The organism is Niameybacter massiliensis, from assembly GCF_001282685.1.
Taxonomy (GTDB): domain Bacteria; phylum Bacillota; class Clostridia; order Lachnospirales; family Cellulosilyticaceae; genus Holtiella; species Holtiella tumoricola.
The window spans coordinates 3,355,299-3,380,000 of sequence record NZ_LN875035.1 but is presented as its reverse complement, the minus strand read 5'-3'; the positions used below and the strand labels follow the sequence as shown (position 1 = coordinate 3,380,000).

Sequence of the window (24,702 nt, the reverse complement as noted above, 5' to 3'; positions counted from 1 at the left end):
ATCCCGTAGACGAAATCTGATTGAAGCCTAGCAGTATCCAGAGTACCACGAGACACGAGAAACCTTGTGGGAAGCCGGGGGGACCACCCCCCAAGCCTAAATACTCCTCGGTGACCGATAGCGTATAGTACTGTGAAGGAAAGGTGAAAAGAACCCCGGGAGGGGAGTGAAAAAGAACCTGAAACTCTATGTTTACAAGCAGTGGAAGCACCATATGAGTGCGACCGCGTACTTTTTGTAGAACGGTCCGGCGAGTTATTCGTAGTGGCAAGGTTAAGTACCAGGAGGTACGAAGCCGAAGGGAAACCAAGTCTGAATAGGGCGCAATTTAGTCGCTGCGAATAGACCCGAAACCGGGTGACCTACCCATGGTCAGGATGAAGTTACCGTAAAAGGTAATGGAGGTCCGAACTCACATCTGTTGAAAAAGGTGGAGATGAACTGTGGGTAGCGGAGAAATTCCAATCGAACCCGGAGATAGCTGGTTCTCCTCGAAATAGCTTTAGGGCTAGCGTTGTTAGGAGTCTAATGGAGGTAAAGCACTGAATTCCCTAGGGGGCCCACAAGCTTACCGAAGGATATCAAACTAAGAATGCCATAAAGATACCAACAGCAGTCAGACTACGAGTGATAAGACACGTGGTCAAAAGGGAAAGAGCCCAGACCATCAGCTAAGGTCCCCAAGTGTATGTTAAGTGGAAAAGGATGTGAGATTTCGAAGACAACTAGGATGTTGGCTTAGAAGCAGCCATACATTCAAAGAGTGCGTAATAGCTCACTAGTCGAGAGATCTTGCGCCGAAAATGTCCGGGGCTAAAACATACCACCGAAGCTATGGAATTGATCTTAGATCAATTGGTAGAGGAGCGTTGCATCGACGCAGAAGCAGTACCGTAAGGAGCTGTGGAGTTTATGCAAGTGAGAATGCCGGAATGAGTAGCGAGATAGAAGTGAGAATCTTCTAGGCCGAATATCCAAGGTTTCCAGGGTAAAGCTGATCTGCCCTGGGTAAGTCGGGACCTAAGGCGAGGACGAAAGTCGTAGTCGATGGACAACTGGTTGAAATTCCAGTACTACCTATTATCAGAACTGCAGGGACGCAGAAGGATAGGGAAGGCGCAGAATGGAAAGCTGCGTGTAAGTACAAAGCCGCATCTAGTAGGCAAATCCGCTAGACGAGGGTGAAGTACGATACGGATCGAAATTAAAGTAGAGAAGTTCCTGAATCCACACTGCCGAGAAAAGCTGCTATTGCGTGATAGGTACCCGTACCGTAAACCGACACAGGTGGATGAGGAGAGAATCCTAAGGCCGACGGGAGAAGCGTTGTTAAGGAACTCGGCAAAATGACCCCGTAACTTAGGGAGAAGGGGTGCCTACTTCGGTAGGCCGCAGAGAATAGGCCCAAGCAACTGTTTAGCAAAAACACAGGTCTCTGCTAAACCGAAAGGTGAAGTATAGGGGCTGACGCCTGCCCGGTGCTGGAAGGTTAAGGGGAGAGGTTAGGAGTAATCCGAAGCTTTGAACTTAAGCCCCAGTAAACGGCGGCCGTAACTATAACGGTCCTAAGGTAGCGAAATTCCTTGTCAGGTAAGTTCTGACCCGCACGAAAGGCGTAATGATTTGGGCACTGTCTCGACAGCGCACCCGGTGAAATTGTAGTACCAGTGAAGATGCTGGTTACCCGCGACAGGACGGAAAGACCCCGTGGAGCTTTACTGTAACTTGATACTGAGGTTGGGTATTACATGTACAGGATAGGAGGGAGGCTAAGAAGTGTGGACGCCAGTCTGCATGGAGCCGCCGGTGGGATACCTCTCTTGTAATACTTAACTTCTAACCATAGCCCGTGATCCGGGTTTGGGACAATGTCAGGTGGACAGTTTGACTGGGGCGGTCGCCTCCGAAAGAGTAACGGAGGCGCTCAAAGGTAACCTCAGAATGGTCGGAAACCATTCGTAGAGTGCAAAGGCAGAAGGTTGCTTGACTGCGACACCGACGGGTGGAGCAGGTACGAAAGTAGGACTTAGTGATCCGGTGGTATGAAAGTGGGATTGCCATCGCTCAACGGATAAAAGCTACCCCGGGGATAACAGGCTTATCTCCCCCAAGAGTTCACATCGACGGGGAGGTTTGGCACCTCGATGTCGGCTCATCGCATCCTGGAGCTGAAGCAGGTTCCAAGGGTTGGGCTGTTCGCCCATTAAAGCGGTACGCGAGCTGGGTTCAGAACGTCGTGAGACAGTTCGGTCCCTATCCGTCGTGGGCGTAGGAAGTTTGAGAGGCGTTGTCCTTAGTACGAGAGGACCGGGATGAACAGACCGCTGGTGCATCTGTTAGGCTGCCAAGCCTATAGCAGAGTAGCTAAGTCTGGAGCTGATAAACGCTGAAGGCATCTAAGCGTGAAACAGACCTCAAGATAAGACTTCCCATCCAGAAATGGAGTAAGACCCCTTGTAGACTACGAGGTAGATAGGTTGGAGGTGTAAGCATGGTAACATGTGTAGCTGACCAATACTAACGGTTCGAGGGTTTGACCTAAAAAAACAGGTTAAAATGATTGCAGTATTTGTTTTTGAGAGTATGAGGTTTTATACTTAAACTAAATATTCTAAGCATTTTTGGTGACGATGCGCTTTAGGGAAACACCCGTTCCCATACCGAACACGTAGGTTAAGACTAAAGCGGCCGATGGTACTTGTCTGGAGACGGACCGGGAGAGTAGGTGGTTGCCAAATTTATGCGGGTGTAGTTCAATGGTAGAACTCCAGCCTTCCAAGCTGGCCACGTGGGTTCGATTCCCATCACCCGCTCTGCATGCCCGAGTGGCGGAACTGGCAGACGCACAGGACTTAAAATCCTGCGAGCTAACCCTCGTACCGGTTCGATTCCGGTCTCGGGCATGATAAAAAAGAGTTACTATAAGTAGTTATAGTAACTCTTTTTTTGTATTTCTAAAAATATCAATGTTAAAAGATACAAATCATCAAGTTTGAGGCATAAAGGAATGATAAGATAAAAGTGTTAGAAGAAGGGAGAACATATGAGAAGCTTAGAAGTTTTGGGACATGTTTTAGATTATATTGAAGATCATATAAAGGAAGACTTTTCGTTGCAAGTTCTAGCAGATACACACTATATATCCTTATCATACTTACATCGATTATTTACTTGTCTACATAGAGAATCTTTAAGAGAGTATATAGAGAAAAGAAGATTATCTTTGATAGGTGCAGAAATCATTTTGAGCGACCAAAAACTAATTGATATAGCTTTTAATTACGGCTATCATTCTTATGAAGTATTTTCTAGAACATTTAAAAAGTATTATGGCTATTCACCTAAAGAGTGGAGAAAATTAGGTGATGTAAGAGAGCTTTTTCCAAGAGTCCATCTTCTAACTATTTATAACGATAAAGGAGAGGATGTTATGATTAGAGTATCTAACATAGAAGAATATTTAAAGATTGCAGAGAATGATTCAGAGTTAGGGGAGTATATTTTATGCTTTGACATTGATAGGTTTGGATTTTATAACCGACAGTATGGATGGCAAATAGGTGATTTAGTGATAGAAACTGCAGCCAGTAGAATAGATAAACATATAGATGAGCATATGGAATCTTATCGTATAGGGGCAGATGAATTCATTGTACTTACAAAATCAATTCATAAAGAAAAGGTCCTAGAAATAGTAAAGAGAATTCTTTTAGATGGAAATGAAGTTATACATCTTCAAAATGAGAATCTTACATTTAGTATGAGTGTAGGTATTGTACAAGTAGATGAGCAGAGGGCTTCTCAACAAGCAATCTTGGCAAAAGCTCAAGAGGCAATGATTAAAGCAAAACAATTAGGTAGGAATTGTTTTTATGAAAATGTTTAAAAGTTTAAAAAGAGATATCTTAACTTAGTATAAGATATCTCTTTTTCTATTACATAAAAAAGGTATAAATGTAAGATGAAAAGCACAGGCTATTAAAATGAAATAATATATTAGAAATGAATAAAATAGAGTTAATATTTAAAAATGTTAAATTCTATATTTAAGTAAGGTTATCTTTTACTAAACTTTTTTATTAATACTACATAACCTAAGAAAAAGAATAAAACAAGCATATCATAACTATACTTTGTTTTTAATAATAAAGTTTAATCCTATTAGTATCAAGGCATAAGGCTGAAAGTAAATATAAAAAGATAGAACATATATACTAAACTCTTTGTTTTATAAAAATAAGTTTTTTGCTAAAACTTATTGACGTTTTGGTAAAAAATGAGTATAATCTCATATGTTGAAGTTTAATTTGTGTAAACAAAAAGTTTATTATTACATGTAAACATAGAGTGAATTACTTGCAACTATTACATAAAAGAAAATATGGGAGGCATTAAAATGGATATTGGGGCAAAGATAAACCAGCTTAGAAAGAAGAATGGCTTGACTCAAGAAGAACTTGCTGACCGATGCGAACTATCTAAAGGTTTTATTTCACAAGTAGAGAGAGGGTTAACATCACCTTCTATTGCTACATTAATTGATATTTTAGAGTGTCTAGGAACAAATCTTAAAGATTTCTTTAATGAAACAAGTCAAGAAAAAATCGTATTTACAAAACAAGATGTCTTCGAAAAAGAAGATAAAGAGCTTGGTAACATGATTACATGGCTTATTCCAAATGCACAAAAGAATGATATGGAACCTATTTTAATTAACATTGATCCAGGCTGTAAGGCATTAGAGCAAGCACCGCATGAAGGTGAGGAGTTTGGCTATGTATTATCCGGAACAATTTATATACATCTTGGTAATAAAAAGTTTAAAGCTAAGAAAGGTGATAGCTTTTACTTTAGACCAACAGGTGACCACTATTTAGAGAATGCTGGCAAAACTAAGGCTACAGTCCTTTGGGTTGCTACACCACCAAGTTTTTAAAGGAGATGGGATGATGAAAGAAACCAAAAATCAGACAGAACATATTATTAACCTTGTAAATATATCTAAAACCTTTGCCGATGGTGCACAAGTTTTAAACGATATTAACATGTATATTAGACGTAACGAGTTTCTTACATTACTAGGACCTAGTGGATGTGGTAAGACAACATTACTTAGAATTATTGGTGGGTTTGAGGAAGCAACAAGTGGCCAAGTGCTTTTCGAAGGCAAAGACATTGCAGCATTACCACCTTATAAAAGACGTATTAATACAGTATTCCAAAAGTATGCGCTTTTTCCACATATGACAGTGGGAGAAAATATTGCTTTTGGTCTTCATATTAAAAAGATGGATCAAAAATTGATTGATAAAAAGATTGCTGAAATGTTAGAGCTTGTTAACCTTAAAGGATTCCAAGATAGACGCATTGATTCATTAAGTGGTGGTCAGCAACAACGTATTGCAATTGCACGTGCTGTTGTAAATGAACCAGAAGTACTTTTACTAGATGAACCTCTTGGAGCATTGGACTTAAAGATGCGTAAAGGGATGCAAATGGAACTTAAAAACATTCAACAGCAACTTGGGATTACATTTATTTATGTTACACATGACCAAGAAGAAGCACTTACTATGTCTGATACAATTGCTGTTATGAATGAAGGACGTGTTCAACAAATTGGTACACCAGTTGATATTTACAATGAACCGAAAAATGCATTTGTTGCAGACTTCATTGGTGAAAGTAATATTATAGAAGCAACAATGATCAAAGATTATCTTGTTAGATTCCAAGGTGTAGAATTTAATTGTGTTGATGCTGGATTTGGTAATAATGTACCTGTAGATGTAGTAATCAGACCAGAAGATATGCGTATTGTTAAGGCTGAAGAAGGTATGCTAACAGGTGAAGTAGAATCTGTTACATTCAAAGGTGTACATTATGAAATGATTATTAATTCTAATGAATATAAATGGATGGTACATTCAACAGCAATGGCACCAATTGGAGAAACAGTAGGTATGGTGCTTACACCAGAAGATATCCATATCATGAGAAGGGGGTAACAAAGCGTGTATAAAAAGAGATTAGCCCTTCCTTATCTAATTTGGGCCAGTATTTTTACAATCGTACCTGTTATTATTATTTTGTACTATAGTTTCTTTGAAAAAGGTGTATTTACTTTAGAGGGATATAGACAGGTACTTAATCCGAAATACTTAGGCAACATTTTAGATTCTGTTGGAATTGCGTTTATCAGTACAGTAATTTGTTTATTGCTTGCATATCCACTTGCAATGATTTTAAGTAGTAAGCAAATGTCAGGTAAAAGCGTTATTTTACTTCTTGTAATCTTACCAATGTGGATGAATTCCCTTTTACGTACATACGCTTGGGGATATTTATTACAAGATACAGGAGTAGTTAATAACTTTTTAAATGATATAGGATTACCTAGTATGCAGTTTTTATATAGGAAGAGTGCCATTGTATTTGGTAACGTTTATAACTTCTTCCCATTCATGGTATTACCAATCTATAACGTACTTTGTAAAATTGATAATAGTATTATTGAAGCATCTTATGATTTAGGTGCAGATAAATATACAACATTTAAAAAGGTTATTTTACCACTTAGTATGCCAGGTGTTATAACAGGAATTGTTATGGTATTTATGCCAGCACTTACAACTTTCTTGGTATCACGTTTATTAGGTGGTGGAAAGACAACATTACTTGGAGACTTAATTGAACAACAATTTAATAAGACAGGAGACTGGGCATTTGGTTCAGCTCTTTCCGTAATTTTAATGATAATAATCTTAATTACGCTTGTCTTTATGTCTAAAAAAGATTCACTAGATAAAGGAGGCGGCCTATTTTGATGAAGTATATAAAAAAAGCATATGTAGGACTTATTCTACTCATTATGTATGCTCCTGTCGCTATCCTTATGGTTTACTCCTTTAATGATTCTAAACTTCCAATCTGGAAGGGATTCACCTTTAGATGGTATGAGGAGATTTTTCAAGATGCAAGTATTCAACAAGCATTTTATAATACCATTTTTATAGCGGTTGTTTCTTCTGTTGTGGCAACGATTATAGGGACACTTGCTGCAATGGGAATTGAACGTATGACAGGATGGAAGAAAAAACTTGTAATGAATATTACTTATATTCCATTACTTAGTTCAGAGATTGTAACAGGGGTATCATTAATGTTATTATTCTCAGCACTTAAGATTCCTGTAGGGATTTTAACTTTGATTTTGGCACATATAACATTTAGCATACCGTATGTTATTTTATCTATTATGCCAAAGCTTAAGCAGTTAAATTATAATATATATGAAGCAGCCCTAGACTTAGGAGCAACGCCAAGATATGCTTTTAAGAAGGTTGTTTTACCAGAAATCTTACCAGGTGTACTTGCAGGTTTATTTATTGCATTTACATTATCTATTGATGACTTCATCATCAGTTTCTTCAATACTGGTCCTGGTGTAGATACACTTTCAATTAAAGTATTTGCAATGACAAGAAAAGGTGTTGCACCAACTATTAATGCGATTTCTACAATCATGTTTGCTACAATTATTATTATCTTAATTGCAAGCAATGTGTTCTCTAGTAAGAAACAAAAGAAAGTTAAAGAGGGCCAAGAAGTAGAAGTTAGAGAAACAAGACAGCCATCACGTTTTAGAACAACTAAAATTATTGCGGCAGTTCTTGTTGCAGGTATTGCAGTTATGCTTTATGTAGGTGGAACAGGCGTAAGTAAACAACAACAGGTTGTAAATGTATTTAACTGGGGAGATTATATTGATCCAGATGTAAATAAAGAGTTTGAAGAAGAAACAGGTATAAAAGTTATTTACTCTGAATTTGCTACAAATGAAGAGATGTATCAAAGACTTGAACCAGGTAACGTAAGCTATGACGTTGCTGTACCTTCAGATTATATGATTGAAAAGATGCTTAACAATGATATGCTAGAAAAGATAGATACATCACAACTTGAAAACTATTCTAAGATTGATGATCGTTTTAAAGATTTACCTTATGACCCAACAAATGAATACTCACTTCCTTATATGTGGGGAACAGTAGGGATTGTATATAACACAACAATGGTAGATGAAGAAGTAGATAGTTGGGATATTTTATGGGATCCTAAATATGCGGGCAAAATCTTCATGTATGATAGTGAACGTGAAGGGATTATGGCAGCCCTTAAAAAGCTTGGGTATTCTATGAATACTAGAGATCCAAAAGAGCTAGAAGAAGCTAAGCAAGAACTTATCAAGCAAGCACCATTAGTATTAAGCTATGTAGGTGATGAAGGTAAAGGAAAAATGGTTAGTGGAGAGGCTGCTCTTATGATTTCATGGGCTGGAGATGCTATGGTGATGATAGAAGAAAATCCAGACTTAGCATTTGCTCTTCCTAAAGAAGGAACGAACTTCTTTGTAGATGGAATTGTTATTCCAAAGGGTGCTAAAAATATTGAAAATGCATATAAGTACATTGACTTCTTATGCAGACCGGATATTGCAGCAAGAAATGCTGAGTATATTGGATATTCAACACCACTTAGTGAAGCACGTGCGCTTCTACCAGAAGAAATAAGAGATAGTGAAGTAGCATATCCATCAGAAGAAGAAACAGATAGAATGGAAATGTTTACAGACCCATCAGATGTTATTAAGCTTTATAGTAGTATCTGGATGGAAGCTAAATCTAGTGCATCTAAATAAGTTAATAAATAGGGCTAACGCATAAGTGTGTTAGCCCTATTTTGTTTATCCTTTCTTTTCTCTTAGGATAGGGCTTTAAAAACTTGTAAGATTAATTTATAATGAAAACAATAGATACACCAATACAAAGGAGGGCGTAAGGATGAAAAAGAAACAAATGAATAATGAAGAAATTGAATTCTACACAAAAGAGTATATAGCAGATGAGAATGACACAGATAGCTGTGCAGAAATGGTACCTAATATTGTACCAGTACCAAGACCAAATCCTAATGCATGGACATCATTTATTTTAGGGATTATTGGATCAGTAGCGTGGATTATTCCACTTATTGGTTTACCGGTTACAATTGTAGGAACAGTACTAGGCGCTGTAGGCATGAAAAACAAACGTAGTAAAGGGATTGCAATTGCAGGATTTATCACTAATATTGTATTCTTAACAGCAACAATTGCAGCTGGAGTATTAGAAATTATTTACTTTGCAAAAAAAGCTAAAAAAGATAATTAGTTTATAAAGATACACTTCTAGGTTTCTCTTGCATATTATATCAATAAAGAGAGATTTATCTGATAATCAGCATCTATAATACTTCATTTTTTGTAAGATGAAGCAAGTAAGATGAGGAGATTAGATAACAATTTCTTCAGTCAGCTAGAATATACTATGTAGGCTAGAAATTGATTAATATGGAGAAAAGGGAGGAAATAGGAGTGTATCAAAAAGTTGTTATTATTAATAGTGAATCGCTAGGTAAAGGTGATGATGGTGTTGGGCAAACTTTACTTGGCGTATTTTTAAGGAAAATTTTAGCTAGCTTAACAAAACCAGATATTATTATTTTTTATAATTCAGGAGTTAAGCTTTTGGCACAAGGTTCAAGATATATGGACATATTAGAGGCACTCGAGATGCAAGGTGTAGAACTATTGGCTTGTGGTACCTGCGTCTATAAAGTATGTGGTCAACATTCGCTAACAGTTGGACGAATTACGGATATGAATGAGATTGCAGATATAGTACTTAATACGAATACGGTTATTACATTATAAGAAGGTATTAGATAAATCCTAAAAAGATTTATCTAATACCTTCTTATCTTGTTAAATATACTAAAATATTGTCAAAATTTCGTAATAATATGGAGAATGTTATATACTCTGGTATAATAAATATAAGAGTTGGATTATGGAGGCAAATATGGAGAATAAGATAAGACAAGGAATTAGATGGCTTATATTTATTGTAGTAGGTATACTCATACAAAGTTTACATATAGAATACGTTATAGGAATTAAACTATCGTTTACTGGAATCATTATAGTATTTTTGATCAGGCAGTATTCAACGCATATGGTTTTAATTTCCTTAGCACTTATTTATGCAATTAGTACAACAGTATTTAGTGGACACTTAGTAGATATATTTTTTTTGCTAGAGGCAGTTGTCCTAAGTTGGGCCATAAAGCGTAATGATAAGAGTAATCTAGTATTAGTAGACGGCATACTAAGTTTTTTTGTTAAATTACCATTATGTTATCTAGCACTTATATTGGTAAAAGATAGCTACAATCAGCAATATATTAGTTTTGTTTGTATAATACATGCAGTAAATAGTATTATTGCTATTTTAATAGGAGAAGTACTTTATCAGTACACACCTGTATTTTTAGATATATTTAAAAAGGATAAAATACATAAAATTAGATTAAGACAATTTTTATTTCATACAGCGCTTATTATGGTCACATTACCCATTTTATGTAGCATTTATGTGAATGCAAGGAAGAATGAACAATTAGCCTTAAAGCAAATAGAAAGTTATTCTCATGGTGCATTTCAAGTGATTCAAAAAGAAGTGAATAGTTGGAAAAGCAGAGAGAAGCAAAAGTTTATATTATATGATGTAGTTTATAGAGAGAAACTTAAAAGTCTAATGGATGCTAAATTAACTGGAGAAATGGCAGACATTATTTTGACTAATGAGCAACATAAAATATTAGTTACCACTAACGATAAATATAAGATTAAAAACAAATTTGATATAAAAGATATTAAGAATATAGAAGAAATAGATGATGAATTCTATCGGGTTATTCCTAGCATAGACAGTAAAATGGGAGTAGTTAACCAGTTTATGAATCAATTTTATATTGTTCATCAATATATGGTTAATCCTGATATGCATATGTATGTGCTAATTTATAAGAATGATTTTTTAGTAAATGACCTACACATAGCTTTAGATGGATTAAAACTTCTACTTATATTATGGGGAATGATTATTGGGGTAGTAGCATTACTGGAAGTAGTTATTTTTAGAAGTATTACACAGTTAGAAGAGGCAACTAAAAACTTGCCAGATCAGCTCTATGATTTGGAACAAATTAAATGGAAGGAAAGTTGTACAGTTGAAATAGGCCTTTTACAAAATAACTTTTATAAAGCTGCTTTTAAACTTAAAGAAATGTTTGAAAGTACTAAGCTATTAAATGAGGAACTTAGTAATTCACAACAAAGACTACAAGAGATTGTTTTTTTAGATACATTAACCCACATCGGAAATCGCCTCAAAATGAGAAGAGATTTAAATGATATTAGAGAGTACGCTTATTATGATTCAAAGCTTACAGGTGTTTTCTTATTAGACATTAACCAGTTTAAACAAATTAATGATACTTTAGGACATGAAAAAGGCGATAAGCTTTTAATAGAAGTAGCTGAGCGGTTAAAAATATTAGAGGATGAACAAGGCTGTAAAGCCTATCGATTAGGAGGGGATGAATTTGTTGTATTAACGCAACAAGATACGTTAGAGCAAATTCAAGTTATAGGTGAGTGCATTGTTAGAGTATTTGAGAGTTCATTTATTATAGATGGAGTGTGTATGCAGGTGAAGGGAAGTATAGGCATGAGCATATACCCTTATCATACAAATGATGTAGATACAGCTATTAAATATGCAGATATGGCTATGTATAGAAGTAAAGAGATAGGGAATACACCTTTAGAAGTATTTAATGAATCTATTAAATTAGAATATATTAAAAGAACTACCATTGAAAAAAGCATTCGTGATGCAATCAACAATAACGAGTTTGAAATGTATTATCAACCAGTCTATGATATTCATACAAAAGAGATTATTAATCTTGAAGCATTATTACGTTGGAACAATAAATATTTAGGACAAGTATCTCCACAAGTATTTATTCCTATAGCTGAAGAATTAGGTTTTATGATGGAATTAGATCAGTGGGTTATTCAAAATGTTTGTAGGCAAATTAAAATGTGGAAGCTAGAGGGGAAAAAGGTCCTCCCTGTATCCATTAATATATCTGAGAAGTATTTTAGACAGAAGCCATTCATCATAGCACTTTTAACGATTATAGAACAAGAAGAGGTAACTCCAGAAGATATTTTAATCGAAATTGCAGAAAGTAGTGTTATTGAACAAGCAGAAAGTATGGGTAAGGTGATAGGGGAGTTATACAGCTTAGGAATTAAGGTGATATTAGATGACTTTGGTAAAACTCATAGCTCAATTAGTCAACTAATAGATTTACCTGTAAAACAGTTAAAAGTAGATCATGAACTTATTAAGGGAATAGATTATGATAAAAGAAAACAAACATTAGTAGAGCTTATTGTTCAAATTACAAGTAAATTAGGTATGACAACAATAGCAGAAGGTGTAGAAACAGAGGGAGAATTAGCATACTTAAAATCCGTAGGATGCAATAGTGTACAAGGAAGAGTTATTTGTGAGCCTTCTCCACTAGGCAGAATTAGTGAAATTTTAAGTAATAGGGGGGAGTAAATAATGAAGAAATTTAGTTTAGTGATAGGCATAGTGTTATTACTCTTAACAGGATGCTCAGCATTACATGAAGAGCAAGAGTATGAAATCACTAGTGATAATAAATTAGAAATTTGGAGCTACTATGAGGGGTGGGAAAGTGTAGCAGAGCAATTTAAAAAGAATTATGCAAAAGACATTGAGATAGAGGTTAAAGTATTTGCAAATAATGAATATGTAGATGCATATTTAGATGGATTAAGTAATGAAGAAGGACCTGATATACTTATATTAGATAGCCTACAAATGGGACAGTTTAATACGGTAGATGCTTTTGAAGACTTACAGAGTGAACCTTATAATATAGGAAAGTACCAACAAGATTTTGATACAGGAGCATGGGGGGCAGGACTTGATTTTAGTGACGAGAAAATGATTGCAGTTATGATGGCAAATGCTCCTAAAGTAATGTTTTACCGAGCAGATATTATGAAGGCATATGGCTTCCCAGATGAACCACAAGCTTTAGCAGAGTATCTAGTAGAGCCAGCTCATTATTTAAAAATAGCAGAAACACTGAAAAGAGAGGGCATTTATATGACTCAATGGGCATTAGATCCATTAGGGGTTATGATGTCCTCTATGCCCTATTTTGATAAAGAATACAACTTTGTTATGAATTCTAAACAATTTGTTGAAGGAATAGAATTATGTAGATCCTTTGTAGATAAAGGGCTTGTATCTTATAAGGATATTTGGTTAGAAGAAGGACAAGAATTAATACGTAACAATCAAATGGCCATGCTTTATTTAGGGACTTGGGGAAGTAGTCAAATAGAGGAATGGGTACCGGAACAGGCAGGCCTATGGCGTGTAGCAGAGTTGCCATTTAATACGAATGCTATTAGTAATGGTACTCTGATGGCTATTCCATCTAATAGTAATAATAAGGAACTTGCATGGGAGTTTATTGAAGAATATATATTTGGGGATTTAATGCCTATAGTAAGAAATAGCGTTCCGTGTTATTTACCAAAGCAAGAAATATTTAGTAAAGCAGCTGGAGAAAATGCTTTCTTAGGAGGGCAAAATGAGCAGCGTTTATATTCAGACTTAGCTAGAGAATGTGAGTATGTTAATATCACGCCATTGGATGAAAGTGCATTTAATATTATTAATCAACAGCTTATAAGAGGATTAAATGCAGGACTAAATAGTAAAGTCATTATGGAAAATATAGAAACACAAATAAATACACAACTCAAAGATCAAATAGAGATTTTAAAAGAGTAGACAGAAGGGGCTAGCGGTAAGCTAGCTCCTTTTTTACTGTAAAGCCACCCTGAAAAATAGTATACTATTAATAAAACCAGACAAAACTGAACATAAGATTAATTGATAAATTATAATAAGATTTGAGAGGTGAGAGATATGAAGATATTACATACATCAGATTGGCATCTAGGAAGAACTTTGCATGGATATAGCTTGATTGAAGACCAAAGTTTTATGTTAGAGCAAATGATAGCATATATTCAAGAAGAAAATATTGAACTACTTATTATAGCTGGTGATGTTTATGATAAAGCGTTACCTAATGAAGAAGCAGTAGCACTGTTTAATTATTTTATTAGTAAAGTAATTGGTGAAATGGAACTGCCAACAGTCATCATAGCAGGAAATCATGATAGTAATACACGTCTACACTTTGGTAGTGAACTTTTTGCAAGTAAGCATTTATATATTATAGGAGAATGTGAAAAAGGTTATCACAAGGTAACTTTAAGCAAAGATGAGGAAGTTGATCTTTATCTCATTCCATATATGGAACCTGCTAAAGTACGAGAAATCGCAGGAGATGAATCTATTAAAAGACATGATGAAGCCATGCGCTATTTAACAGGAGAGATTCTAAAAGAAAAAAGAGAAGTACCAACTATTTTAGTTGTACATGCTTTCGTAGCAGGGGGAGACTTATCTGATTCTGAACGCAGACTTTGTGCAGTTGGAACAGCAGAAATGGTTGGAGCAGATTGTTTTAAACCTTTTACCTATACTGCATTAGGTCATTTACACAACCCACAAAAAGTAGGCACAGAAACGATTAGATACAGCGGTTCTTTACTCAAGTATTCAGTATCTGAGGCAAATCAACGCAAAGGCTTTGTAAAGTTAGATGTTACAAAAGATGGATTAGATAAAATAGAAGAAATAAGTTTACCGCCTAAGAGGGATTTAAAAGTGATTCAAGGTCCATTAGAAGCACTTATAAAGACAGCAGCAGAACTTCCAGAGATTAATAGACAAGATTATGTCTATGCAAAAGTAGAAGGTAAACCTGTAGAAGATGTAGTAGGTGTATTACGTCAAGTTTATCCTTTTATACTAGGTGCTGAATTTGTATCTGTGAAAACAAAGCAAGGTGAACAAGTAGAAAGACAAAGTGAGTTTGAGGCTCAGAAGAAAAAATCCTTAACAGAGTTATTTACAGATTTTATGAGTTACGTTGGAGAAGTAGATTTAAGTGACGATGAAGTAGATTATATGAATCAAGTGATTCGTGAGATTGAGGAGGGGAAAAATGAGGCCTAAGATATTAACCATGCGTGCATTTGGTCCTTATGGAGGTACCGAAACAATAGATTTTACATTACTTGAAGATACAAATATGTTCCTTATTCATGGGCCAACAGGGTCAGGGAAGACAACCATTTTAGATGCTATTTGCTATGCACTTTATGGACAAACCAATGGTGGTGAGAGAACTGCTGAAAGTATGAGAAGTAAGTTTGCAGCTTCAGACGAGCCGGCAGAGGTTACGTTAACCTTCCTATTAAAAGGGGATGAATATAAAGTTATTAGATCTCCTCGTTTTGAACGTCCTAAGAAAAGAGGAGAAGGCTTCACTGTAGAAGAAGGTAAAGCATTACTCTATAAAAAAGAAGATGACGAATATAAACTTGTAGCAGCAAGACTTCAAGAAGTAGATCGTAGAATAGAGGAACTACTTGTCTTTAACATTGATCAATTCAGACAAGTGATTATGATTGCACAAAATAAATTTAGAGAACTTTTAACTGCAGATAGTAAAGCGAGACAAAAGATTCTCCAAGACATTTTTGAGACAGGCATCTATCAAAGTGTTGAGAAAAAGCTAGAAGAACGTAGTAGCAAATTAAATGAACAAATGAAAGCTAAGAACGTTCAGTATGAAATATTTATGAGTAACCTGAAAGAAATAGAGCATGAAGAGCTTAAGTTTTATCTAGAAACAAAAATTCTAAAAAATGCACCAGAGGTTAGCCGTATTTTGACAGAGTTAAATGAACAATACTCCGTACAGCTAGATGAGTCTAATACACAGGCAACAGATATTAAAGTAGCTTTGGATAAAGCTCAACAATCTCTACTTATACAAAATGAAAAATACGCAGCATTCAAGCAATTAGAACAGCTACAAGAAGCGTTAAAGATTCATTTAGAGGAAAAAGAGACAATAAAAACTCATCAAGAACAAGTAAGCAAACTAGAACAAGTTGTTCCACTTGTAACCATAGAAAAAGAAGGAAATAAGTTTAAAGAAGGGGTAGCAAAGACAAAAGAAGCACTTATAACACTTCAGTCAGAGCAACAAGTACTAAATGAACAACTAGGACAGTTAGAGAACACTCAAAAAGAATATGAAGCTAAACATGAGGAAATAGAAACACAAAAAGGGCATATTATTAAGTTAGAAGGATATGTACCTAAGATGGATGCACTAGACCAACTTCAACAAGATATTCTCAAAAAAGAAGCAGATATAGTAGCTTTTAATGCTAAAAAGGAACAGTTAGTAGAGGCATTCACTGCCAAAGAGCAACAAATTAAAGTAATAGAAGAGCAGTTAAAAGAAAAAGAAGTATTTAATAAAATCATTTCAGACACACAGGTGAATTTACAACAAGTAGACTATATTCTTGATTTTAAGAAGGAACAAGCACGTAAACAAGAAGAGCGCTTACAACTTCTAGGGCAGTACAAAGTACTTGGTGGAGAAATTAAAGCACTTAAGCTACAAGAACTAGCTAAGCAACAAGAACATGATCTTTATGTAGAACAGTGGATGAGCGGACAAGCAGGTATACTAGCAGAAAAGTTAGAGGACAATACTCCTTGTCCAGTATGCGGAAGTATGGAGCATCCTCGTAAAGCAGTTAAACTTCAGAATGAAGTGACTATGGAAGATATCAAAAGAATAGAAGCCATAAAAAATCAATTACTTACACAAATGAGTAAGAAGGAAGAAGAGCAAAATGGTATTCTTACACGAGGCAAGAGCATACAAGAAGATATTACTGTAATTGAGAGTAAGCTTAAAAATTATGAAATACAAATGAGTGTATCTGTAGAAAATATTACTGTAGAGTATAAAGAAAACCTTCAAAAAACACTTGAAGAAGCTAAAGTCAAAATCAAACAACTTCAGCAGTTAGAACTTAAATTAGCTTCTGATAAGAAAGAACAAGAAACATTACAGACAACATTAGAATCTATTAAAGAGAAGTATCACAATGATCAAATTGAAATAGAAAAAGACAAAAGTAAATTAGAAGAAATTAAGAAAGAAGTACCACAAGATCTTAGATCAAAAGAAGCACTCTTAGAATCTATTCAAACTCTAAAGTCTATCCAAGCTCAGTATGAGAATAACTATAAGCTTTTACAACAAAAGCTTCAGGAGACAAAAGAGAAGCTTTCACTTCTAAAAGGAACATTAGAACAAAAAAATCTTTACTTAGCGGAACAAGAAAATGGCTTAGAAGATGCACATAAACGATTTAAGGATGCATTGGAGCATTCAAATATCTTAGATTTAGAAAGCTATCAAGCATTGAAGGGAGAGGTTGTTCATCTAGAAAATTTAAAGCAACAAATAGCATCTTATGAACAACAAACAGCTATATTAAATAGTAAAAAGGAAATGCTAGAAGCACAAGCGCAAGGCTTTAAATTAGAAGATTTTGAAACTGTAAAAGTAGAATTTGAACAATTAACTAACAAGAAAGAAGAACTACAACTAGCAATAGTAGAGCTGACTAGACAGCTCAAACTTTACGAAGAAGTACAAACAGGAATAGAAAAGCTTTATGAAGAAAGCGAAGAAGTTGCACGTAAACAACATGTTATAGGTACAATGACTGCTATGGCAAAAGGAAAGAATAGTAAAGGGCTTTCTTTTGAACGTTATATTCAAAGTAGTATATTTGATGAAGTCTTAGAAAGTGCAAATCAAAAATTAAGACCAATGACTACATCTAGATATGAGCTTTATCGTACAGATGACTTACGTCGTAAAAATGCACAAGCAGGATTAGATATAGCAGTTATTGACCATTATGTAGGGCAAACAAGACCGGTCAATACATTGTCCGGTGGAGAAAGCTTTATGGCAGCTTTAGCCTTAGCACTGGGACTTGCAGATGTCATATCAAGACTTGCTGGGGCATCTAGCTTAGATACCATGTTTATTGATGAGGGATTTGGAACACTAGATGAAGAAGCTCTAGAATTAGCTATCAAAACACTTCTGAATTTACAAGATACAGGACGCTTGGTAGGGATCATTTCACACGTTAAAGAACTAAGGGAGCAAATCCCAGCACGCCTTGAAATTGTAAGCACTCACAAAGGAAGCACGGCCACTTTCAAGTTATAAAAAATACTATCATTACCCTATAAAATAATGTATATTATAATAATAACGAAGATAGCGGCAGTCAAGGAGTGAAATAAATGAATAAAACGAATATCATCCATTTATTAGCACAGAAGATAAATAAAACATTTATATTAGAAAATGAATGGATGAATCAACATACGACCTTCAAAATAGGTGGCCCAGCAGATTTATATGTTGTGCCTCAAACAGAAGAAGAATTGATGCATGCTATAAAAGTATGTAAGCAAGAACAAATACCTTATTATGTAATTGGAAATGGAAGTAATTTACTTGTTACAGATAAGGGATATAGAGGCGTTATTATTGAAGTATATAAAGCATTAAGTGATATAGAAGTAAAAGGTAATTGTATTACAGCTTATGCAGGTGCATTGCTCTCTCGCATTGCAAATAGTGCATATGATCATAGTTTAACAGGATTTGAATTTGCTCATGGTATTCCAGGCACACTAGGTGGAGCAGTTACAATGAATGCAGGTGCTTATGATGGTGAGATGAAAGGTGTCTTAGTAGAAGCTACAATCATTGATGAAAATGGGGTACTTAAAACACTTAGCCTAGAGGAATTAAAACTTGGATACCGTACGAGTATTGTAGGTGAAAAGGGTTACACTGTAGTAAAGGCAACTATTAAGCTTGAATCAGGTGACCAAGATGCAATTAAGGCTAAAATGAAAGACTTGATGCAACGAAGAAGAGATAAACAACCATTAGAGTATCCAAGTGCAGGAAGTACCTTTAAAAGACCAGAAGGCCACTTTGCAGGGAAGCTGATTATGGATAGTGACTTAAGAGGATACCAAGTAGGTGGTGCACAAGTATCAGAAAAACACTGTGGATTTGTTATTAATACAGGCGGTGCCACTTATGAAGATATTAAGACTTTAATCGAAAATGTACAAAAGTGTGTGAAAGAGAAGTTTAATGTACAACTTGAGACTGAGGTCAAAGTGATAGGAGAAAAATAAAGCATGGAATTCATTATCGTTACGGGAATGTCAGGGGCAGGTAAAAGTACCGCAATCAATTGTTTTGAAGATATGGGATATTATTGTGTAGATAATTTGCCACCTATGCTTATACCTAACTTTGTTAGTTTGATTGTAGATAAGAAGCAACAATATGATAAAGTTGTATTAGGCATAGATATTAGAGGCGGTATTTTGTTTGATGATTTATTTACAAGTTTAAAAGAACTTAAATTAGCTGGATATGAATACAAAATTATATTTTTTGACTGTGCTGATGAAGAACTTGTTAAACGCTATAAAGAAACACGTAGACTTCATCCCCTTGCACGTAACGAGCGTATTCAAGAAGGCATTGAGAAAGAAAGAGCAATTTTAACAGAGGTTAAAGATAAATCAGATTATATTATCGATACAACACATCTTTTAGCTAAGGATGTAAAAGATGTGTTGCACGATATAGTTATTGAAAAAAATGATTTTAAAAATTTAATGATTACTATTTTAGTATTTGGATTTAAATATGGTGTACCTATTGATGCGGACTTAGTATTTGATGTTAGATTTATTCCAAATCCATATTATATACCTGAACTAAGACCACTTACAGGAAATGAGAAAGAAATACAAGACTATGTTATGCAATATGAGGTAACAACTACATTTTTAGATAAACTAAAGGATATGGTAGACTTCCTCATTCCACACTATACAAAAGAAGGCAAAAATCAATTGGTGATTGGGATCGGCTGTACAGGCGGAAAGCATCGTTCTGTCGTACTAGGAAATGCACTTTATCAATATTTAAAAAATAGTGGTAATGCAGTAACCGTTCAGCATAGAGATATAGATAAAGATAGTAAACGAGGTAAATAACATGAATAAAAGTTCCTTGAAAGTAGTTGCTATAGGTGGCGGAACAGGTTTATCAACTATGCTTAGAGGTATTAAAAAGCATACATCAGATGTTACTGCAATAGTAACAGTATCTGATAATGGTGGGGGTTCTGGCATCTTAAGAGAAGAAATGAATATGGTTCCACCAGGGGATATTCGTAACTGCCTAGTAGCACTTGCAAATACAGAACCTATTATGAAAGAACTTTTGCAATATAGATTTAAAGATGGAACATTAAAAGGGCAAAACTTTGGAAATCTATTCTTGGCGGCACTTGCAGATTTAAGTGGAAACTTCGAAAAAGCAGTGCAAGTAACCAGTAAGGTACTGGCTATAACAGGAAAAGTATTGCCAGTTACATTAGAAAATGTACAACTCTATGCAACATTTGAAAATGGTGATTGTGTAGAAGGTGAAACTCAGATTGTTGAATATAGTAAGGCACATCATAAAATGATTACAGATATAAGATTAGAACCTAAAAATCCACAACCAGCAGAAGAAGTAATAGAAGCGATTGAAGAAGCAGAAATCCTCCTTCTTGGTCCAGGTAGCTTATATACAAGTATTGTACCTAACTTATTAATAGAAGAAGTTGCCAATGCAATTAGAAATTCAAAGGCTCGTAAGATATATATTGCTAATATGATGAGCCAACCAGGTGAAACAACAGGATTTACAGTAGAGGATCATGTTGAAGAACTTGAAAAATTCATAGGTAAAGGTACAATTAATACAGTTATTGTAAATAACGAGAATATTCCAGAGGAATATTTGAAAAAATACATTGAAGATGGCGCACACATGTTACACTTCGATGCAGAACATCCAATTTGGCAGGCTAAAAAGCGTATTGAAGCACCGCTTGTACGTATTAATCATGAAAAACAATATATTAGACACAATCAAGATAAGTTAGCCGAATATATTTTTAATGATGTTTAAATAATAAACAGTATCTAAAGAGGTGACAAAATGTCTTTTTCTGCAGATGTACGTAAAGAACTTACTGAAATTACAGGAGAAGCAAGGCACTGTATGATTGCTGAAATCGGAGCTTTTCTTTTAATGGCAGGGAAAATAGAGTTCGAAAGAGGTACTTTTAGCATTCGGATTCATACAGAAAATGAAGCTATTGCTAGAAAATACTTTACAATGATTAAAAAAACTTTTAATATTAATACTGAAGTTATTTTAATTACGCATAAAAATAAAAGTAGACAAACCTATCTTCTGAAAACCATGGACTCTAAGGATGCAGAGAAGATTCTTCTCGCTACAACAATTCTGAAATATGAAGGCAACCTCCCAGTGTTAAGGCAACACATGGATTATATGATGGTTCAAAGCATATGTTGTAAAAGGGCTTATCTTAGAGGGTCTTTTTTAGGCGGAGGCTCAGTAAGTGATCCTGAAAAAGGCTATCATTTCGAATTTGTAACATTGTATCATGAGAATGCAGAATATTTACAGACTACAATGAATCACTTAGAAATGGATGCTAAAATAGTGACCCGAAAAGGCAGTTATGTGGTATACTTGAAAGAAGGGGCACAGATTGTAGATTTGCTTAACGTTATAGGAGCACACATTGCTCTAATGCAATTAGAAAATATAAGGATTGTAAAGGAAGTACGTAACAATGTTAATAGGTTGGTCAACTGTGAGACAGCCAATCTTAAAAAAACTGTATCGGCAGCAGTAAGACAAGTTCAAGACATTGAGTATTTAAGAGATACTATTGGCTTATCTGCACTTCCAGAAAACCTTGAGCAAATTGCAAGATTTAGATTAGAGTATTCAAGTGCAACGCTTAAAGAGCTAGGAGAGCTTCTGTCACCACCTGTAGGGAAGTCAGGAGTAAATCATAGACTAAAAAAATTGAGTGAAATTGCAGATCAAATAAGGGAACAAAGAGGAGGAAAGATTAAATGATTAAGGAAAAAGTAACTGTAGGTCTTAAAAATGGTTTAGAAGCAAGACAAGCTGCATTATTTGTACAAATTGCTAGTAAATTTGAAAGCCACATTGCTGTAGTAGTAGATGAAAAAAATGTTAATGCAAAAAGTATTATGGGTATGATGTCTTTAGGTACTATAAAAGGTGCTGCTATTGAGCTTGTAGTAGATGGTGAAGATGAACAAGCAGCTTTAGAAGCTTTAAATAAGTTCTTAACAACTGAAGAAATAGGTGAATAATAAATGAGGAGGTGTTGAAGAAACCCCTCCTTTTTTTGTGAAAAAATTTGTTGCAGAGTTTGCTTAAGGTATATAGACAAATAAGAATAGATATAATATAATATATTAAAAGATAATTATTATTAATTACTGGAGGTATAACTCATGGAACAATTAAACCAAGATGTTAAAGATAAATTAGAAAAAGTATGTGTATGTCGTGGAATTACAAAGGAATCAATTAAAAATAGTATTAGAAATGGCAATAAAACAGTAGAAGCTGTAGCAGAAGATACAGGAGCAACTAAAGGTGGATGTAAAGGCTTTAGATGTAAAGGTAAAATTGAAGATCTTATTGCTGAGTTTGGAACAGAGTGGAATTAATCCACTCTGTTTTTTGTTTATTAAGTTAGAGTAGGAGTAATACTATTTAAGTGAAGAACTATATATATGATCTTATTTGATGATATACTAATAGAAAGAATGATTAAATTGGAGTGAGTAAGAGATGGCATATACAATTGGTAAAGTAGCTGAAAGAGTAGGGCTTAGTACATATACATTACGTTATTATGAAAAGGAAGGTCTTCTGCCAGGTATTCAGAAAAATGGACAAGGAATTAGAATATATCAAGAAGATGATATCTTTTGGATTGAGCTAATAAAATGTCTAAAGGAGACAGGTATGTCTATTGCTGATATTCATTATATTGTTGAGTTAAGTATGGAAGGGGAACATACAATACCTCAAAGAAAACAGATTTTAAATGCACATAAGAGGCAATTGCAAGAACAGATGGAAATTATTCAAAGAAGTGTTCGTAAGATAGATAAAAAAATAGAATGGTATGATGGTAAAACTAAAGAATGTGAATAGATAAGTATATATTTTAATATATGTTTGTATAAAAGCATTGACTTAGAGTGAACTATAAGGTGTAAGGTAAAAGAAGAGATTAAGAAAAAAGGAGATACTTATTTATGTTAAATTTTGAATTTCATAACCCTACACATATTATTTTTGGTAAAGACACCTTAAAAGAACTTTCAAAGCAAGTTCCACAAGATGCTAAAGTACTTATTCTTTATGGTGGTGGAAGCGTTAAACGCTTTGGTACCTTAGACCAAGTAAAAACTTATTTAGAAGGACGCCAAATTTTTGAATTTGGTGGGATTGAACCTAATCCACAATATGATACATTGATGAAGGCAGTAGAAATAGTTAAACAAGAAAAGATTAATTTCTTACTTGCTGTAGGTGGCGGCTCTGTAATGGATGGAACTAAATTTGTATCTATTGCTTCGACTTATGAAGGCGAGAATAAAGAAGAACTGTTTAGCTATGGGACAGTACCAGCAGAAGTGGCTCCATGTTTACCAATAGGAACAGTTGTAACATTACCAGCAACAGGTTCAGAAATGAATAATGGAGGGGTTATTACCTCAAGACTAGGTAAGCTTGCTATTTTTAGTCCAAAAGCTTTCCCAGTATTCTCAATTTTAGATCCAGAACTGACTTATACATTACCAGAAACACAGGTGGCGAATGGGATTGTAGATACTTTTATTCATACAGTAGAGCAATATGTAACATTACCATCAGAGGCTAGGTTCCAGGATCGTACAGCAGAGGGGATACTACAAACACTTATCGAGATTGGAAAAACAACAATTGATAATCCAACAGATTATGATGCGAGGGCAAACCTTGTATGGTGTGCAACAATGGCACTCAACGGGCTTATTGGAGCAGGTGTACCACAAGACTGGACAACACACTCAATAGGTCATGAAATCACTGCACTATATGGCATTGACCATGCCAAAACGCTAGCAATCCTTCAACCTTCTATTTGGAATGTACGAAGAGAACAAAAACAAGCTAAATTACTTCAATATGCAGAACGTGTATGGGGTATTAGTGAAGGTGAGATAGATACCCGTATTGACCAAGCTATTAAGAGAACACGTGATTTCTTTGAAAACTTAGGTATTGCTACACACTTAAGTGATTATGGAATAACTGAAGAAGGTATAAATGATATTGTAGATGCACTTGAAAGACATGGAATGACACAACTTTCTGAAACGGGAGAAGTAACTTTAGAAGTAAGTCGTAAAATCCTAGAAGGTGCAATGTAAGAGTAATGAAAGTAGGAGCCGCGAAGTATGTGGCTCCTTTTTCTATGGGGGGGTAAAAGAATAAATATTTGGTTAAGTGTGAGGGCATGTAGGCAAGCTTATTGTATTCCAACTTCTAGTCCTCGACTTTTAAGAGAGGCTAAGTTCATTTCATCAAACTAACGGTCAAAACTCAGAAAAGAAGAGTACTTTTCTTCAAACATTTCCCTAAAACCAGTTTGATTCCATTCTCTAAGCCTCTCTAAAAAGTCTGTGGAGAAAGTTTCCATACAATAACTTACCATACAGCCCATCA

19 protein-coding genes, 2 tRNA genes and 2 rRNA genes (1 of these 23 cut by a window edge) are annotated in these 24,702 nt (G+C 34.9%); all 23 read left to right on the top strand.

Going from position 1 to position 24,702, the window contains the following annotated elements; genetic code table 11:
* A 23S ribosomal RNA gene (locus BN2390_RS21185) occupies positions 1–2,541 on the top strand (it extends 364 nt beyond the left edge of the window).
* Between the two features lie 79 nt (positions 2,542–2,620).
* A 5S ribosomal RNA gene (gene rrf, locus BN2390_RS21180) occupies positions 2,621–2,738 on the top strand.
* Positions 2,739–2,742: 4 nt separating this feature from the next.
* A tRNA-Gly gene (locus BN2390_RS21175) sits at positions 2,743–2,813 on the top strand.
* 6 nt (positions 2,814–2,819) lie between these two features.
* A tRNA-Leu gene (locus tag BN2390_RS21170) sits at positions 2,820–2,903 on the top strand.
* A 140-nt stretch (positions 2,904–3,043) separates the two neighbouring features.
* Complete coding sequence (locus BN2390_RS21165; protein ID WP_053986267.1) at positions 3,044–3,886, top strand: diguanylate cyclase domain-containing protein; 843 nt, start codon at positions 3,044–3,046, stop codon at positions 3,884–3,886.
* A 510-nt stretch (positions 3,887–4,396) separates the two neighbouring features.
* Positions 4,397–4,936, top strand: a complete 540-nt coding sequence (locus tag BN2390_RS21160; RefSeq protein WP_053986266.1) for a helix-turn-helix domain-containing protein — start codon at positions 4,397–4,399, stop codon at positions 4,934–4,936.
* A 13-nt stretch (positions 4,937–4,949) separates the two neighbouring features.
* A complete protein-coding gene (gene potA / locus BN2390_RS21155) occupies positions 4,950–6,008 on the top strand; it encodes a spermidine/putrescine ABC transporter ATP-binding protein (RefSeq protein ID WP_053986265.1) in 1,059 nt (352 codons plus the stop codon).
* Between the two features lie 6 nt (positions 6,009–6,014).
* Positions 6,015–6,827 (top strand): ABC transporter permease, encoded by an 813-nt coding sequence (locus BN2390_RS21150; protein WP_053986264.1) that lies wholly within the window; start codon positions 6,015–6,017, stop codon positions 6,825–6,827.
* Positions 6,827–8,701 (top strand): extracellular solute-binding protein, encoded by a 1,875-nt coding sequence (locus tag BN2390_RS21145; RefSeq protein WP_053986263.1) that lies wholly within the window; start codon positions 6,827–6,829, stop codon positions 8,699–8,701. The genes BN2390_RS21150 and BN2390_RS21145 overlap by 1 nt, the downstream gene beginning before the upstream one ends.
* A gap of 142 nt (positions 8,702–8,843) precedes the next feature.
* On the top strand, positions 8,844–9,212 hold the full coding sequence (locus BN2390_RS21140; RefSeq protein WP_242847707.1) for a hypothetical protein: 369 nt from the start codon (positions 8,844–8,846) through the stop codon (positions 9,210–9,212).
* A 203-nt stretch (positions 9,213–9,415) separates the two neighbouring features.
* On the top strand, positions 9,416–9,754 hold the full coding sequence (locus BN2390_RS22020; protein ID WP_242847706.1) for a sulfurtransferase-like selenium metabolism protein YedF: 339 nt from the start codon (positions 9,416–9,418) through the stop codon (positions 9,752–9,754).
* Positions 9,755–9,902: 148 nt separating this feature from the next.
* Positions 9,903–12,521 (top strand): putative bifunctional diguanylate cyclase/phosphodiesterase, encoded by a 2,619-nt coding sequence (locus tag BN2390_RS21130; RefSeq protein ID WP_053986262.1) that lies wholly within the window; start codon positions 9,903–9,905, stop codon positions 12,519–12,521.
* A 3-nt stretch (positions 12,522–12,524) separates the two neighbouring features.
* Positions 12,525–13,793 carry an ABC transporter substrate-binding protein gene (locus BN2390_RS21125; RefSeq protein WP_053986261.1) on the top strand — a complete coding sequence of 423 codons (1,269 nt, stop codon included), beginning with the start codon at positions 12,525–12,527 and terminating at the stop codon, positions 13,791–13,793.
* Between the two features lie 138 nt (positions 13,794–13,931).
* On the top strand, positions 13,932–15,092 hold the full coding sequence (locus BN2390_RS21120; RefSeq protein WP_053986260.1) for an exonuclease SbcCD subunit D: 1,161 nt from the start codon (positions 13,932–13,934) through the stop codon (positions 15,090–15,092).
* Complete coding sequence (locus tag BN2390_RS21115; protein ID WP_053986259.1) at positions 15,082–18,198, top strand: AAA family ATPase; 3,117 nt, start codon at positions 15,082–15,084, stop codon at positions 18,196–18,198. The genes BN2390_RS21120 and BN2390_RS21115 overlap by 11 nt, the downstream gene beginning before the upstream one ends.
* A gap of 77 nt (positions 18,199–18,275) precedes the next feature.
* The gene (gene murB, locus BN2390_RS21110; protein ID WP_053986258.1) at positions 18,276–19,190 is read left to right on the top strand and encodes a UDP-N-acetylmuramate dehydrogenase; all 915 of its coding nucleotides are present in this window, start codon (positions 18,276–18,278) and stop codon (positions 19,188–19,190) included.
* Between the two features lie 3 nt (positions 19,191–19,193).
* Complete coding sequence (gene rapZ, locus BN2390_RS21105; RefSeq protein ID WP_053986257.1) at positions 19,194–20,066, top strand: RNase adapter RapZ; 873 nt, start codon at positions 19,194–19,196, stop codon at positions 20,064–20,066.
* Between the two features lies 1 nt (position 20,067).
* On the top strand, positions 20,068–21,033 hold the full coding sequence (locus BN2390_RS21100) for a gluconeogenesis factor YvcK family protein (RefSeq protein WP_053986256.1): 966 nt from the start codon (positions 20,068–20,070) through the stop codon (positions 21,031–21,033).
* Positions 21,034–21,063: 30 nt separating this feature from the next.
* Entirely contained in the window at positions 21,064–22,023 is a 960-nt protein-coding gene (gene whiA, locus BN2390_RS21095; protein ID WP_053986255.1) for a DNA-binding protein WhiA, read from the top strand.
* Positions 22,020–22,286: an HPr family phosphocarrier protein gene (locus tag BN2390_RS21090; protein WP_053986254.1), complete on the top strand. Its 267-nt coding sequence runs from the start codon at positions 22,020–22,022 to the stop codon at positions 22,284–22,286. The genes whiA and BN2390_RS21090 overlap by 4 nt, the downstream gene beginning before the upstream one ends.
* A gap of 144 nt (positions 22,287–22,430) precedes the next feature.
* Positions 22,431–22,649, top strand: coding sequence for a (2Fe-2S)-binding protein (locus BN2390_RS21085; protein WP_053986253.1), 219 nt, complete (start codon positions 22,431–22,433; stop codon positions 22,647–22,649).
* A 124-nt stretch (positions 22,650–22,773) separates the two neighbouring features.
* Entirely contained in the window at positions 22,774–23,142 is a 369-nt protein-coding gene (locus BN2390_RS21080) for a MerR family transcriptional regulator (protein WP_053986252.1), read from the top strand.
* Between the two features lie 104 nt (positions 23,143–23,246).
* Entirely contained in the window at positions 23,247–24,407 is a 1,161-nt protein-coding gene (locus BN2390_RS21075) for an iron-containing alcohol dehydrogenase (RefSeq protein ID WP_053986251.1), read from the top strand.
* The last annotated feature ends 295 nt before the right edge of the window (positions 24,408–24,702 follow it).